This is a genomic window from Ottowia thiooxydans DSM 14619, from assembly GCF_000422885.1.
Lineage (GTDB): Bacteria > Pseudomonadota > Gammaproteobacteria > Burkholderiales > Burkholderiaceae_C > Ottowia > Ottowia thiooxydans.
In genome coordinates, this window is the sequence record NZ_AUGX01000008.1 from 209,100 (window position 1) to 223,574 (window position 14,475).

Below are 14,475 nucleotides of genomic sequence, written 5' to 3' on the forward strand. Positions count from 1 at the left end.
AGGTGAGGGTGAAGTGTCGCAGCGCCCATGCACTCTGCGACCGCCGAAGCCGCTTCGGGCGCCAGCGTCCTGCATCCCCAACGGGTTTTGCAGGGGCTCCCCAGGAAATCATTTACCTGTTGGAGCTTCATCTAGTAGCGCCGTTTCCAAAGTCATCTCGTGCGTGAATACGAAGCGCGCCGTGATGTCGATCTGATCGGTTTCCTTGCGCATGGCCGTGCTGAAACTCCCGAAGGGAGCCGCCGCCTGCGCGATGGCTTCGGCCAGCCGGTCCAGCACGCGGTTGCCGGAGCCGCGCACTACCCGGGCGTCGAGGATTCGCCCATCATGGTTGACCAGCAGAGCCATCATCAATTCGCCGTAGAGCTTTCGGCCTGCCACTTCAGGAAAGTTGCGCGTGCCTCGTGCTTCGATCTTGCGCCGCAGCTCGTCGTAGTACAGGGCGTAAGTCGTTCCCAGCGTGGCGGGACTAAGGTAACGTTTCTTGGGGCGCGAATTTTCTTCTTCTACCCGTCTTTCGATAGCCGCCAGCATCTTGGCCAGTTGCCTGCGTTTTTCCTCCTGCGCCTGGGCCTCCGGGCTGGCCTTCTTCTGCTCCTGCTCGGGCGGGGGGAGAGCCGCCATCTGGTCACGTATTTGCGCCATCAGCTGTTCCTGCTGTTGCAGCATGGAATCGATGTTGCGCTGGTTCTGGTCGATGGCGCTGTCGCCCTGAACCTCGACCACGCTCGGGGGTAGGGGTGTGCTGGCAATGCGCTTTTCGGCCGATTCTCCGCCACCTGCCAGGCTGGCTTGCGCAAGCGCCTGGGCTTTTTCTGGTTTGGTGTCTGATTTGGCGTTGACCAGGATCACCTCAAGAGGCGACTCTTCGAACACCCGCTTGAAGCCTTCGGGGTCGACAAAGCGCACCGTCAGTAGTACGGCATGCACTACGAACGATATTCCCAACGCCCATTGGAGGACAGAGAGTGACTTGAGGAAGCGGCCGATCACGGGGTTGAATTATCGTTGGATGCTTCGGCTTCGTTCACGTCGACCGCGATCGCAATCGGGCCAGCGGCGGCGTCATCGTCTTCGTCTTCGGCCTCGTTGTTGGCGTCGCTGGCTTCAGCGCTGCTATCGGTCAGCACTTCCAGGACCGTGCCGCCTACGTCGAGTGCGATGTCATCAATGTCACCCAGTTTTACCCGCACACTGGTGCCCCTCGGTAAGCCCTGGGCGCCCATCACGGTGAACACCAGCGGCAGTTCATCTGCGCGCGCGAGCCATGCACCACCGCCTTGCTCCCGCAGGAGACTGGCGGTCAGCTCCGTGATTCCTTGCTGGCGCAGGTAGTGCAATGTCCAGAATCGTTCCATGCTCGATTGATGCGCGTTATAGGCGCTGTAGGCGGCATCGAAGGCGCTGATGATGGCAAACAGCTGCGCGTCTTTGGGCTTGAAAGGCGCTACCAGCGCGGCCGTCTGCCCGTGGCGGGCGGCCGCAATGATTTGCCACTGGTTCGCCAGATCGACATAGCGGCGCAGGGGCGAGGTGCTCCAGGCGTAGCTTGGCACGCCAATGCCCGCATGGGGCAGTGCCTTGGTGCCCATGCGCACCTTCACGCCTGGCGCCATGCTGGCCTGGTTGCGGTAAATCGCCGGTACTCCCAGGCTGGCCAGCCATTGCCCCCAGGTGCTGTTGGCCAGGATCATCATTTCCGCGACCATCAAATCGAGTGGCGCACCGCGCTGGCGCGTGGTGATCTGAACGGTCTCATTCCCTTTGGGGATTTCCCCGTCGTTGCCGATCAGCCTGAAGTTGTAGTCAGGGCGGTTGAAAGTTTCAGGTTTGCCACGCACCACCTCTCGCCTGGCCTTCAGGTGCTTGGCGAGGGCGTACAGGAAGGACAGCGCCTCACGTTTGATGGGAAGCGACGCGCTTTCTGCGTCGTTTGGGGCATCGGTTTGCGCCAACCATTCCGCGGTGATGAGGTGATCCAGCTGGTCATGCCGCAGGTTGGCTGCAATCGGCACGCGCTCCAGGCGCGTCTCGCTGCTCTTGATCTCAAGCGTGGCCTCATCGAGCGTGACATAAAGCGACACCGCCGGGGCTGCTCGCCCTTCGCTCAAGGTATAGGTTTGCACCACGTCGTCCGGCAGCATGGTGATCTTGTAGCCGGGCATATAGACGGTGGAAAGTCGGCTTCGGCTGACGTCGTCCAAGGGGTCGCCTGGCTGGATGGCCAGCGCGGGGGCCGCTATGTGAATGCCCAGAATCACCGTGCCGCTACCCAATCCCTGAAGGGAGAGGGCATCGTCGATCTCGGTGGTCTGTGAATCGTCGATCGAGTAGGCCTGCACCGTAGCGAGTGGCAACTCCTCGGTGATAACGGGCGCTGCCAGCGGCGCGAAGCCCGTGCCCTTGGGGAAGTTATCGAACAGAAAACGCTGCCAGTGAAACTGGTAGGCCGATTCGATGGCACCTGCCTTTTGCAGCAGCGCCAGAGGCGCCGCGCGAGTGGCACGGCTTGCCTCCACCACGGCTTTGTATTCGGGCGCGTTTTTGTCGGGCTTGAACAGGATCTTGTAGAGCTGTTCGCGAATGGGGGCAGGGCAACTCCCTTCACCGAGTTCTGCTGCCCATGCGGTGATCTGCGCGGCAATCTGCTTTTTCTTTTCAATGGCAGCCAGCGCCTGAGCAACGATCTCGGCTGGTGCCCGGCGAAAACGTCCTTTTCCGGCTCGCCGGAAATAATGGGGAGCTTCTTGTAGCGCCATAAGCATGGCGGCCTGCTGAATTACCCCGGGTGTATTGCCGAAGTACTCACTGGCAAGTTCGGCGAAGCCGAACTCCTCCTCGGGCGCGAACTCCCAGGCCAGTGGCAACTCGATCTCTGCTGCCAGTGCTGAGGCGTCAGCTATCAGGGCGGCAGGCGCGGGTTTTTCGAAGCGCAGCAACTGATTGGCGGACTTGACCTTCAGGCGTTTACCCGAATCAAGTTCCACTTGGGCCGACGAATCGGTTTCGGAGAGTATTTTTCCTGCCAGGAATTTCCCGGCTTCATCAAACAATGCAAACATGACCCGCATTGTCTCGCACCTTGGGTACCCGCCAAGCTTGATCGCAGCTTGTTGCTGAACTGCGAACCATCTTGGAGATGAGCAACTCTCTATTAAATTTTAGGTATCTAAGTATTCTTTTAAAAATTTGATAAGAAGTATATACATACTTTAATGTTATTTCGATACGTATAAAACCTGCTTTGCCAAACTCGAATTGGCTGAAATGATGCTTGTCATGACTCAAGCAATCTTGAACGAAGGCCTTCTCGCAAAGCGCGTTTGCGAGTCAGCTTTCGGGAGTGCTGAGGGACTTTGCAATCAAGTTTGAGATGAACTCTCTTTCCGCCATCGCCGCTGCTCTTTCAGAGAGCACTTACAACCTGCAGCCTGGCCAGTGGCTGCACATTCCCCTTGATGAGCGGCATGAAGTGCGCCTGCTGAGCGTGTCAAGAGAGCCTGGTTTGATGGCCGTCGTGGCACAGCGGCCCGTGCCTCGCACCACCGCCCATGCCGACGCCGTGGAATCGCTGCTTCTGGGCCTCAGTGCCGAAACGCGCTGGACCGAAGGCCTCTCCGGTGGGATCGACGAAGACGGCTGGAACTGCATCGCATTCACCCTTCGCGAAACAGGAGATGCCAAACAGGTGGAAGCGGGCCTGGGGCGTGCGCTGAGCCGTTTGCAGGCTCTCATGGTTGCGGCATCCATTCGCGCGCCCTCTATGAACGCAACAAAGCGCCAGTTTTCATGGGAGTTTGTATGAATGGCACTGCTTTCGTCCCCAACGTGGCTTTCCAGCGGCTGATCGATGGCTTGGAAGTCCCATTGGTGCTTTCTACGCCGCGCTCTTTCGACCTGGTGTTCGAAGGCGGCTTGCCCGTCTCCGTTTCGCTTCACCCTAATGGGACGGATGTCGCCATCGATGTCTGGTGTTACGACGCCGCACCGCTGACTGGGGCTGCCCGCCGTACCTTGGTCAAGGCGCTTCTCTTGATGAATCAGGCCACGCTGTCTGGCCAGGCGCTGCGTATTGGCATGGACAGCAGAGGCCTCATTCTGGTGCACGCCAGCCAAGCGCTGGAGCGGCTGCAAGCCGTTTCCTTTGTGACTTGGCTCTCCAGGTTAGTGGAGCAAGGGCGGCGAGTGAGAGCCTTATTGAGCACTCATGAGGGGGGCGAAGACGCTGGGGAAGGCTCAGCCTCCGAGCGAGAGCGCCGCCTGCACTGAACTGAGAAGGAGTGAGTGAATCCCTCGTGCCGGATTCGTTCGAGCCCCTGAGTCCGACCCACTTTCAATGACGACTTGCCCCCATTTTTTCTGAAACCATCTGAACAGGAAGCAACATGAAGGTACTCACAAGCACGGTTCAAGGGAATGGTAGCCATACCCCACGGTGGCAATTCGCCGTGGATGCGGAGGGCTCTCGAGGGCTATGGGATAGGCTCAAAGGGCTGTTCAGCAGGCCTGTAAAAGGCGTGGAGAGCCTCATCAACGTTCGCGAGGTTTTCAAGAGTTTTTTCCAGGAACAAGCCAGCGCTCTGGGTCAAGACGTCCCTTTGTCGCACCGGGCCGGCTTGATGGACAGGGCACAGGGCCTGATGCAACAGATCCTGAGGGACTCGCTAGATAACACCATGGAGGAAGCCATAGCCCGAGGTGACGGCAAGATCCGTGAGGAGGAGCTGCTCAAAACCGTTGCACGCGCCAATGACGAGGCGCAATTGGCGTTGATGCAATTGCAAGCGCACGCCTTGCGCGCACGGCTGGTTGACGAACCCATGTCTGACCTTCGTCCCCAGATCGTCATCCGCGCCGACCAATCCATTCAACTGATTCGGCCGGCACCACGCATCGAGAATCTGGTGCTGCGTGGCGGTGGAGCCAAGGGCGTGGGTAATGCACCGGCACTGGTGGAGATGGAGCAAGCAGGTTTACTGACCAATCTGAAGAAGATTGTAGGAACTTCGGTAGGCGCTCTTACCGCAGTGAGTCTGGCCAGCGGTCAAGATGCCCAAGCATTTTCAGGGTTGGCCGTTGGGCTCGACATGACCACATTCAGGAACAAGCCCGAGAACTTTGGAGAGCGCTATCCGGGCATCGACCTGAGCTGCCGGATCGGGTTTCATGCGGGCCGCGCCCTCGAATTGCTTGACGAAGTCTCTGCCGGCAATGTTTCCGCCTATCTCAAGGAAAACTGGAATAACCGGGAGTTCCAGCAGAAATTCCTGGCTTTGCGCGATTCAGAAGGCCATGCAGCAGTGGCTCGTCTGGCCGGCTTACGGGCGCAGGATTTCGGGACGGATCGTACCGCCCAGATGATTACGTTTGGCGATCTGGCACGGATGCACCGCCTCGACCCCACCATATTCAAAGAGTTGGTGCTCACGGGCTGGGATGATACGAACAACCGCATGAGCTATTTCAGCGCGGAAAGCACGCCCTCCATGCCCATTGCCGTTGCCGGGCGCCTTTCCATGAGCTTTCCCATCATATTCAAACCCGTCACCGTGGATCCCGGTGATGGGCTGGGCGTTCGCACCTTTGTGGATGGTGGGGTGGGTAGCAACATGCCCACCGAAGTCATCATGGGCAATCTGCAAGGAAGGGATGCGGAGGAGGCCCGCTCGCGGACCGCCATCATGACTTTCGATGAGGCCGGTAAGGCATACGATGTGATGCACCGGCCCCCGGCAGAACGCAGCGGCTTCATCGATTGGATCGTGTCCATGCTAAGCGGCAACCCAAACTACGGGCAGGCGGCCGCTAGCGACGACTCCAAGGTCCGGGACATGGGCCCTAACGCGTTCGTGATTTTTCACGGCGATATGGGCACCCTGGATCTTCGCGCCTCACCCGAGCGGGTTGAAAAGGCCAAGCTGATGTCCACGCTCAAGACACTTGAGCAAATTGATCAGCGCCGAGGCCAAGCCTACGCGGTGGATTGCAACAGCGTGCAAGAGTGTTTCTCCTTGCTCACAAATTCGGAGAAGGCGGAGTTAAAACGAGGGGGCGCGCCAAGTCCCTTTGACTATCAGGACTATGTGACTGACCCCGCTTATCGCGCCCAACTGTCGCTGTACCACATGGCCATCTCGAATGATCAGCAAAATGAGCCGAATATGGCGCCGAGAGACAGTGTGATTCACGAGTTGGCGTTGGCACAGGTTCCGATTGGAGGGTTTGCTTGAGTCTGCCCCTGCCGCGTTCTATTGAAGGCTCAGGAACTCCAGCACATCGCCAATGTGCTGGTCAAAGTCTGACATCGCATGGTCACCACCTTCCTGCAACTTAAGGTGGCAGCCGGCATAGCGCGAAGCCATTTCTTGCCAGTCAAGCAGTTCGTCGCCCTTTGCAATAAGCGCGAAGAAGCGGTCTGGCTCCACAATTGCGCCGCTTTCCAGCTTGCGTAACTCATCAATGTACTCAGGCCGGAAGAAAAAATGCTCAGCTGGATCGTGCCACGTGCTTTGCTCCCCAATGTAGGCCGCCAAATCGCGTGCGGGGTCCACGGCTGGGTTGATCACCACCGCTTTGCACCCACGCCGCTGAGCTAGCCAGGTGGCATAGAAACCTCCCAGGGAGGAGCCAACCACCGCCATATGTTCAGAGGGCCAGTTCGCCGTGCCTTGATCGATCAAGGTGGCAGCCTGGGCGGGCGAGGGAGGGAGTTGCGGGCACCACCAAGTGACATCGGGGTACTCGGTCGCCACGCGGGCTGCCATTTGGCGCGCCTTGGCTGATTGAGGTGAGGAGCGGAATCCGTGCAAGTAAATAAGGTGAGTGGTGCTCATGGCTCAATGGTAGTGGTGGTCATGCCCTTCAGAGCGGATAATTCGTCATGCCTGTAGTGATAGAACGACCCCCCCTGTGGCAACGCATGCTGCCTGTGCTGCGCGGCTTTGATTGGCTGCTGCTGTTGGCGGTCATGTTGTTGGCGAGCGCCGGCCTGTTGGCCATGTACTCGTCTGGCTTTGACCATGGCACGCGCTTTCTCGATCATGGCCGCAACATGATATTGGCGGCTGGCATCCTGTTCGTGGTCGCCCAGATCCCCCCGCAGCGGCTCATGGCCCTGGCGCCTCCGCTCTATGCGTTCGGTGTGGCTCTCCTGGTGGCCGTAGCGCTGTTCGGCATTACGAAAAAGGGGGCGCAGCGGTGGATTAATGTCGGGGTGGTGATCCAGCCGAGTGAGCTACTGAAGATCGCCACTCCGCTCATGCTGGCTTGGTGGTTTCAGCAGCGCGAGGGGCACAAAAGGCCGCTCGATTTCGTCATCGCGTTCATATTGCTGGCGGTGCCAGTGGGGCTGATCATGAAGCAGCCGGATCTGGGGACCGCGCTGCTAGTGATGTCTGCCGGGTTGGCGGTGATTTTCTTTGCAGGCCTTCCCTGGAAGTTGGTTGTGCCACCAGTGCTGGCGGGAGTCATCGGTATCGTGATGATCGTTGCCTATGAGCCCCAGATATGCGCGGAGGGCGTCCGTTGGCCGGTGCTCCACGAATACCAGCAACAACGGGTCTGCACGCTGCTTGATCCCTCCCGCGATCCTCTGGGAAAGGGGTTCCACATTTTGCAAGGCATGATAGCGATCGGCTCCGGGGGCTTGCATGGCAAGGGCTTCATGCAGGGCACGCAAACGCACCTGGAATTCATACCTGAGCGCACCACAGATTTCATATTCGCCGCGTTCTCGGAGGAGTTTGGCCTTCTTGGCAACCTGGCTTTGATCGCCGGCTTCATTTTCCTCGTGTCTCGCGGCATGATGATCGCGGCTGAAGCGTCTACGCTGTTTTCCAGGCTCCTGGCGGCTGGCGTGACTAGCATCTTCTTCACCTACGCCTTCGTCAACATGGGCATGGTCAGCGGAATTTTGCCTGTGGTGGGTGTGCCGCTTCCCTTCATCAGCTATGGTGGAACCGCCATGGTGACGCTGGGTTTGGGGTTGGGAATCTTGATGTCCATCGCCAAATCCAGGCGGTCCAACTAAAGCGCGTGCTTACGGCCGGGTTTTCGCTCACTTGTAAAGCGCGGTAGGCCGGGCCAAAATGCGCCCACATTCATTCAGGAAGGAATTCTCATGGCAGGCAAGTTCGAACTCAAGAAATCGAAGAACGAGAAGTTTTTTTTCAATCTCCACGCCAGTAACGGTCAGATCATCCTGAGCAGCGAGATGTACGAGGCCAAGGGGAGTGCACAGGGAGGCATCGAATCTGTGAAAAAGAACGGCGGCAATGCAGCCAATTACGAAAAACTCACCGGCAAGGACGGGTCTCCTTATTTCACGCTCAAAGCGGCCAACCACCAGGTCATAGGGCAAAGCCAGATGTATTCCAGCGAATCCGCGCGTGATGGCGGCATCGCTTCTTGCGTGCAAAACGCTCCGGACGCCACCGTAGACGATCAGACCGTCTGATATTTCGGGAAAGCGCAATGCACTGGATACACAGTCGCGCACTATCATGTGCGCAGCATGTCCCCAGCGCTTTCCCATAGTTTTTTTTGCCTCCGGTTCGAATTTCGTCGTAGCTGGGTGGTATGCCTGATGGCGTGCGCCCTACTGGCGCTCGTGGGGTGTAGCAGCTTACCGGTTGATGTGGCCAGGCCAGTCTCCAGAGCGCTGCAGCCAGATGTGGCCACACCTCTTGGTGACTTGGCGAAGTCTCGTCGCCCGGCAGCGCGCCCCGGCGTTTCAGGTTTTACGCTGATCGATTCCGCAGAATCGGCGTATTCGAGTCGCTTGGCATTGACCCAACAGGCTCAAAAAACCCTCGATATCCAGTACTACGCCATCCACTCTGACCCCAGCACGAGGGAATTGCTGCGTGCGGTGCGTGCGGCAGCGGCCCGGGGTGTCAGGGTACGCATCTTGCTGGATGACTTCCACTCCACCGGACAGAACGCGCAGGTGATGCGCATGGCCTTCGTGCCAGGGGTGGAAATGCGCATGTTCAACCCCATTCCTGGCGGGCGCGGCTCTGGCACCTTGCGCGCGCTTGGTGCGTTGAATGACTTCACGCGAATTCAGCACCGCATGCACAACAAGCTGTATATCGCCGACAACGCATGGGGTATCACCGGCGGGCGCAATCTGGGTGATGCCTATTTCGGCTATTCAGAGGAGAGCAACTTCATCGATATGGATGTGCTGGCTGCGGGGCCAATAGTTCAAGAGATGTCTGGCAGTTTTGACCGCTATTGGAACGATAAATTGGCTTATCCGGTACCTTCGCTCATCAGTCAGGATGAGCTGAAAGTACTCCGTGAAGCTGCGGCTCAGGCTGACGCCCCTGTACCCGCTCGGCAGATCGCCGCAGATCTTCCCGCAGCGATGGATTTGCGCAAGGAGCCGCTGATTTGGGCATCTGCGGCGTTGCTGGTGGACAAACCAGCCAAGCTGGTTCCAGAGGAAAACGAAGTACACACAGAAAAAGCCCAGGATACGGTGGTAGACGGGCTGCTTTCTTTGATGCAGCAGGCAAGGCAAGAGGTGCTGATAGTTTCTCCCTACTTTGTGCCGGGCGCCCAGATGATGGAGGTGCTCACCGCGATGCGCGCTCGCGGCGTGCGCATACGCATATTGACCAATTCCCTGGCTTCAAATGATGCGCCATTGGCCCATGTCGGGTATGCGCGCTACAGGCGGGAGTTGATCAAGATCGGAGCAGAGGTGCATGAGATGCGCGCTTTGCAACGGCAGATGGCGCGCACGGTCTTTGGTTCATCCGGTGGCGGCTCCAAAGCCAGCCTGCATGCCAAATTGATTGTGATCGACGGCCGGTTGATCAGCATAGGTTCAATGAACCTGGACCTCCGATCCAAATTGCAAAACAGCGAAGTTGCCTTGCTCATCCGCAGCCGAGCACTCTCCACCCAGGCGAGCAAACTCATTCAGGAGACGCTCGATGAAGGCGCCTGGCTGCTCGGCTTGGACGGAGCCGATGACAGTTTGGTCTGGCGCGCTCCGCCCGGTGCAGATTTTGACGATGCCACTACTGAGCCAGACGCCAGCCTGATGCTGCGTGTGATTCTCAGGTTGCTTGGGCCGTTTGCGCCTGATGAGATGCTTTAGGGCGTGTTCACACTAAATTCGCCCCCGCGCCGGGGTTTGCCGTACCGAAGCCGGCCGCGCTGTAGTGCAAGGCGCGCGTGCCGCCAAGGTAGCGATCCTTGGCAAGAGGCGCAACGCGGCAATGCGGCCCGGCAAGCCCCGGCCCGAAGGGTGAGGCTCTGGCAAACCGCACTCGGCGTTGCCGACGCCGGCCGCGCAAACCCTCGCCGGGTGTCCAACCCGGCTGCGGTTTGCGCCTTGATTGCGGCTCGCCAGAACCTCACGCGGGGGTGAATTTAGTGTGAACACGCCCTAGCCTAGTTTCTCAGCGTAGAAAATTCCGCCGCCTTGCCAGGCCGACCATACAGAGACTGAGGAAGAACATAGCCCATTCACCGAGGGTGGGAACAGGTTCAACCCGGTCTCGGGATGGTGGCACGACGGGTTGGTCATCGTTCTTCACGTTCACGATGGCAGCATTTGGTGAACCCAGGGAGTAACCATTGCCTGCCAGCAGAGCGAGGGGAGCCTGCACATCTCCGTCGCCTGGCGTGGTGTTGGGCGTTGCAGTGATGGTGCACTGAGTCTGGCTGGCACCGGCAGCGATCTGCGCCGAGCTTCCACAATCGGTGGTGTAGCGGGGATTGGCGCCGGGAGGGCTTAGATTCAGCATGATGCCCCCCTCGGGAGCTGGCCCATTCAGGCTTATCGTACATGTAGACACATTGCCAGCAGAATCCACAAGATCTGTGGGAGTGCAGATCACACTGGCAAGTAGCGCGTCGTCGTTCTGGACCAAGACGGCCGCGCTCGTTGGGGTACCCAGTTCGTAGTCTGCCGTGGCCGCTGGAGCCGCAAGAGCGATGTCTGCAGTCACGTTGCCATCGGCCGGCACGGTGTTCGGCGTAGCTGTGATGGTGCATTGAGCTGTGGCCTGCCCTGCAGGAACGGCGATCGAGGTGCCGCATGTAGTGCTATAGCGAGGGTTGCTCGCTGGGGGTGTCAACGCCACGTCTATTCCACCCACTGGTGCAGGCTGATCCAACGTGACCGTGCACGTAGAAACGTTGGCATCCGCGTCGAACAACGACAGAGGCGTACATTGAAGCGTCGCCTTAAGCTTGGGTAAGCAGGATGCAGCGTCAGCACTATCAGAGAAGGCTGTATTTTGAATCGCCCCCAAAGTTCCCGCCGGTAGGTTCATGACCTGAGTGAACGCCCCATAGAAAGCCATCTTCGTGGGATCGTTGGGAAGCCGTGCTGCCGCGCCAAATGGAAAGATGCCGAGATTGGCTGTGAGACTTTCTACGTGGCCGTCAGAAAGCCGGATCCGGTAACTGGTGGAGGTGCCGAGGAACCCTGTCGCTTTGGCAACGCCGTAGGCATATTCGCCTGCGGCGTCAATCGCGAAATCACCAGACTGAGCGCCCGGAATGTTGGCGTCCAGATTCAGTGTACTCAGGTACTGCGGTGGTGTTTGAGTGACATCGATCAAATACAGCCTATTGAGGAACCCGCCGCTCTGAAAGCTGGCGAGATACATCACCCCTGTTATCGGGTGAATGTCCGCCGCATTGAAGTTGACCCCAATACGGTTATCCACCACTCCATTGACTTGAGTCGCTGGATTGTTGGCGACGGTCCGATAGGTGCCCAGGCCGCTGACGATTCCCAGGTTGTCCACTCCGCTGCGGCCATAACGCAGCATTTCGTAGCGCCGCGAATGCGTTTGCCATGCATTGCCAGGAGGACCCCATGTACCAGGATAGGTCCAGCCTTCCTGAGTCCCGACAGCTCGCATGGCGTAGATATACCCGTCTTTTCCCATCCCCGCAGCGACTGTGGCCCCGGCAGCGGCAGAGCCATCCCATTGTGATGGGGTAGGAGCAGTGGCCCCGTTCCATATTGTGCTGAGGGTTACGTCACCTGTTGCTGGCACTGTGGCGAGCTCCAAGGCTGTCGTAGGTGGGGTGTTGGTGGCCGTGCTTGGGGCCTCTGAGTAGCGCATCAAATAGAAAGACCGCGCATCTGCCGAGCAGCGAGGTAATGGATTACCGGCCGCACCCCACGCCGTAGAACTCAATGTAACGAGTGCTAATGCCTCAAAGATCCCGATTGCGAGACTACGAACTGAGACTTTTGCACAAGTCATGATTCCACCCCATTTTCACCAAACTACCCAAATAACCAGAGTAAGTATTGGACTGCGCAGGTTCGGGAATTACAACCAGTTAGCGAGATGAAGAAAGCGAACGCATGAAACTTATCACGTTTCGGCAAACTAACTACTTATAGGTGCGATGCGCTTCATCCATGAAAACCCGCTGAGTTTTCAGCGAGCTTCGAAATTGAAGGCGTCAGTGCTTGTGGTCATGCACCTCACCTGGCGCATGGTGATGTTCATGATCCGGGGCATGGGAATGCTCGTGTTCACCGCTAAGGCTTCCCACTAGTATCACTAGCCCCATTCCCACAGCCAGCCAGGTAAGTTGGGCTAAAGTTTGCGGCGCGCTGAGACGTTTTTGTAGCTGCGGGATCAGATCAGCCAACGCCACATAGATAAAGCTGCTGCTGGCGACGACTAAAAAGTAAGGCAGCCAATGGTGCAGTTGCCCTACGAGCACATAGCCTGCCAGACCGCCCAACGCCGTCATGGCTCCTGCAAGCGACACCTTGGTAAGGGCTGCACGGCGGTTGCTGGAAGCCTGGCGCAAGACCGCCAGATCACCCATGTGGTGCGGCACCTCATGCGCCAATACCGCCACTGCAGCGAGCACGCCCAGGCGGGTATCCGCCATGAAAGCGGAAGCAATCAACACCCCATCGCCGAAGCAATGCACAGTGTCTCCGGCAAGCACGGCCCATCCGCCAGTAGCATGGTGCGTATGTCCGTGTGAATGCCCATGAGCGGCCGAGGCATGAGCGGCGTGGTCGTGAGCGGCGTGGCTATGAGCGCCATGATCATGAGGCGTGCCGTGTTGATGAGCCTGAGCCGCTCCGTCATCGCGCATCGCTTGGGCTAACGTAGGTAGGGCTGGAGCATGCTCATGCCCGTGGTGCCACAGCTCAGCCTTATCAAGCAGAAAGAAAAATATCAATCCGCCAAGCAGCACCATGAACAGCGAATGCGCATCGATCTGACTCTCAAATGCCTCGGGTAAAAGGTGAGTGAAAGCCGTGGCCAGCAGCGCGCCAGCCGCCATGCTCAGCATATGCTGCGTGTAGCGCGCGAGCACACCGAAGGATAGCGCTGCAGCTATCCAGACGCTGCCGATACCCGCAATCAGGGTACCCAAGAGAATCGATATCAATAACATAACTGCTCGCGGTACATCCGCCTACGTGCGAAAAACAAAAAAGCCGCTTCGGCGAAGCGGCTCGCATTCCTGAAGCACCCCTGCTCAGGCTACGCCTTGTTGCTTGAACCAAGCCAAGGCGCGTGTCCACCCATCTTCAGCCGGGCCTTTACGGAAACTCGGCCGATAGTCGGCATGGAAAGCATGCGGCGCATCCGGGTAAATCACGAACTGAGATGCCTTGGCGGCCGCATTGCCCTGTTCACCAGCTTTTGCCAGGGCTTCTTTCATCTTATCAATCGTGTCAAGTGGTATTCCTGTGTCTGCAGCACCGTAAAGCCCCAACACCGGCCCTTTTAGCTTGTTCGCCACATCGACAGGATTGGTAGGGGTGAGTGCCGAGGCATTGCCCACAAGCCGGCCATACCAAGCCACACCTGCCTTCACCTTTGGGTTGTGCGCAGCGTAGAGCCAAGTCTGGCGCCCTCCCCAGCAGAATCCGGTCACACCGAGTTTGTCTGTATTGCCCCCGTTGGCCGCAGCCCAGAGCACCGCGGCGTCCAGATCGCCCAGGACTTGGGCATCAGGTACCTTGGAAATCACTTCACTCATCAGCTTAGCCATCTCGCCATAGCTCTGAGCATCGCCTTGGCGCACAAACAATTCAGGCGCAATGGCAAGATAGCCCGCCTTGGCGAAGCGGCGGGCAGTATCTGCCACGTATTCATGCACTCCAAAAATCTCGGAGAGGAGCAGCACGACGGGCAGATTGGTTTTGCCGGCTGGCCGCGCGCGGTAGGCCGGCATTTTGAAGCCCGCCACATCGATCGTCACTTCTCCCGCGTCCAGACCATCAGCGCTGGTCTTGATCTCCGTCTGCGCCATGATGGGCAATGTGGAGGCTGCATAACCGACGCCGATACTCATCTTGAGCGCGGTGCGGCGAGTCGCTCCGCCTGATTGGTCGTTCGAGGCAGACAACAAAGCCTGGGCATCAAGAACGTGATCGGTCTTCAGCATGGCAAGCACTCCTGGGTCGGTAAAAACACTGCAGTCTAGCTGGGATAGCGCCTTCCGCCGACAGCCAAG

Annotated in this window: 12 protein-coding genes; 6 read left to right on the forward strand and 6 right to left on the reverse strand. The window is 58.4% G+C overall.

Features of this window, described 5'->3' with window-relative positions:
• Nucleotides 1-108: 108 nt before the first annotated feature.
• On the reverse strand, nt 109-990 hold the full coding sequence (locus G518_RS0104680) for an energy transducer TonB (RefSeq protein WP_156909291.1): 882 nt from the start codon (nt 988-990) through the stop codon (nt 109-111).
• Nucleotides 990-3,062 carry a ribonuclease catalytic domain-containing protein gene (locus G518_RS0104685; RefSeq protein WP_028601545.1) on the reverse strand — a complete coding sequence of 691 codons (2,073 nt, stop codon included), beginning with the start codon at nt 3,060-3,062 and terminating at the stop codon, nt 990-992. The genes G518_RS0104680 and G518_RS0104685 overlap by 1 nt, the downstream gene beginning before the upstream one ends.
• A gap of 311 nt (nt 3,063-3,373) precedes the next feature.
• On the opposite strand from G518_RS0104685, the gene G518_RS0104690 reads away from it, so the two are divergent.
• From G518_RS0104690 to G518_RS0104700, 3 genes are all read left to right on the forward strand, one after another.
• The gene (locus G518_RS0104690) at nt 3,374-3,805 is read left to right on the forward strand and encodes a hypothetical protein (RefSeq protein WP_028601546.1); all 432 of its coding nucleotides are present in this window, start codon (nt 3,374-3,376) and stop codon (nt 3,803-3,805) included.
• Entirely contained in the window at nt 3,802-4,269 is a 468-nt protein-coding gene (locus G518_RS0104695) for a hypothetical protein (protein ID WP_028601547.1), read from the forward strand. Before G518_RS0104690 ends, G518_RS0104695 begins: the two co-directional genes overlap by 4 nt.
• A 116-nt stretch (nt 4,270-4,385) precedes the next feature.
• Complete coding sequence (locus G518_RS0104700) at nt 4,386-6,230, forward strand: patatin-like phospholipase family protein (RefSeq protein WP_028601548.1); 1,845 nt, start codon at nt 4,386-4,388, stop codon at nt 6,228-6,230.
• 18 nt (nt 6,231-6,248) lie between these two features.
• Here the strand turns inward: G518_RS0104700 and G518_RS0104705 are convergent, their stop codons facing one another.
• On the reverse strand, nt 6,249-6,833 hold the full coding sequence (locus tag G518_RS0104705; protein WP_028601549.1) for a YqiA/YcfP family alpha/beta fold hydrolase: 585 nt from the start codon (nt 6,831-6,833) through the stop codon (nt 6,249-6,251).
• A gap of 47 nt (nt 6,834-6,880) precedes the next feature.
• Here G518_RS0104705 and rodA point away from each other — a divergent pair, with 47 nt between their 5' ends.
• The 3 genes from rodA to G518_RS0104720 all read left to right on the forward strand — a co-directional run bounded on the left by rodA (nt 6,881) and on the right by G518_RS0104720 (nt 10,111).
• Nucleotides 6,881-8,029 (forward strand): rod shape-determining protein RodA, encoded by a 1,149-nt coding sequence (gene rodA / locus G518_RS0104710; RefSeq protein WP_028601550.1) that lies wholly within the window; start codon nt 6,881-6,883, stop codon nt 8,027-8,029.
• 90 nt (nt 8,030-8,119) lie between these two features.
• Nucleotides 8,120-8,455 carry a YegP family protein gene (locus tag G518_RS0104715; protein WP_028601551.1) on the forward strand — a complete coding sequence of 112 codons (336 nt, stop codon included), beginning with the start codon at nt 8,120-8,122 and terminating at the stop codon, nt 8,453-8,455.
• A 129-nt stretch (nt 8,456-8,584) separates the two neighbouring features.
• The gene (locus tag G518_RS0104720) at nt 8,585-10,111 is read left to right on the forward strand and encodes a phospholipase D family protein (protein WP_245597900.1); all 1,527 of its coding nucleotides are present in this window, start codon (nt 8,585-8,587) and stop codon (nt 10,109-10,111) included.
• Nucleotides 10,112-10,415: 304 nt separating this feature from the next.
• On the opposite strand, the gene G518_RS0104725 is transcribed toward G518_RS0104720, so the two are convergent.
• The 3 genes from G518_RS0104725 to G518_RS0104735 form a co-directional block, all read right to left on the reverse strand.
• The gene (locus G518_RS0104725; RefSeq protein WP_028601553.1) at nt 10,416-12,098 is read right to left on the reverse strand and encodes an IPTL-CTERM sorting domain-containing protein; all 1,683 of its coding nucleotides are present in this window, start codon (nt 12,096-12,098) and stop codon (nt 10,416-10,418) included.
• 349 nt (nt 12,099-12,447) lie between these two features.
• Entirely contained in the window at nt 12,448-13,407 is a 960-nt protein-coding gene (locus G518_RS0104730) for a ZIP family metal transporter (RefSeq protein ID WP_028601554.1), read from the reverse strand.
• A gap of 84 nt (nt 13,408-13,491) precedes the next feature.
• The gene (locus G518_RS0104735; RefSeq protein WP_028601555.1) at nt 13,492-14,406 is read right to left on the reverse strand and encodes a dienelactone hydrolase family protein; all 915 of its coding nucleotides are present in this window, start codon (nt 14,404-14,406) and stop codon (nt 13,492-13,494) included.
• Nucleotides 14,407-14,475: the final 69 nt, after the last annotated feature.

Coding starts and splice junctions, on each gene's coding strand:
- G518_RS0104715 (WP_028601551.1), top strand. CDS start 8,120: ATGGCAGGCAAGTTCGAACTCAAGAAATCGAAGAACGAGAAGTTTTTT.
- G518_RS0104695 (WP_028601547.1), top strand. CDS start 3,802: ATGAATGGCACTGCTTTCGTCCCCAACGTGGCTTTCCAGCGGCTGATC.
- G518_RS0104705 (WP_028601549.1), bottom strand. CDS start 6,833: ATGAGCACCACTCACCTTATTTACTTGCACGGATTCCGCTCCTCACCT.
- G518_RS0104725 (WP_028601553.1), bottom strand. CDS start 12,098: ATGCGCTACTCAGAGGCCCCAAGCACGGCCACCAACACCCCACCTACG.
- rodA (WP_028601550.1), top strand. CDS start 6,881: ATGCCTGTAGTGATAGAACGACCCCCCCTGTGGCAACGCATGCTGCCT.
- G518_RS0104720 (WP_245597900.1), top strand. CDS start 8,585: ATGGCGTGCGCCCTACTGGCGCTCGTGGGGTGTAGCAGCTTACCGGTT.
- G518_RS0104730 (WP_028601554.1), bottom strand. CDS start 13,407: ATGTTATTGATATCGATTCTCTTGGGTACCCTGATTGCGGGTATCGGC.
- G518_RS0104690 (WP_028601546.1), top strand. CDS start 3,374: ATGAACTCTCTTTCCGCCATCGCCGCTGCTCTTTCAGAGAGCACTTAC.
- G518_RS0104685 (WP_028601545.1), bottom strand. CDS start 3,062: ATGTTTGCATTGTTTGATGAAGCCGGGAAATTCCTGGCAGGAAAAATA.
- G518_RS0104700 (WP_028601548.1), top strand. CDS start 4,386: ATGAAGGTACTCACAAGCACGGTTCAAGGGAATGGTAGCCATACCCCA.
- G518_RS0104735 (WP_028601555.1), bottom strand. CDS start 14,406: ATGCTGAAGACCGATCACGTTCTTGATGCCCAGGCTTTGTTGTCTGCC.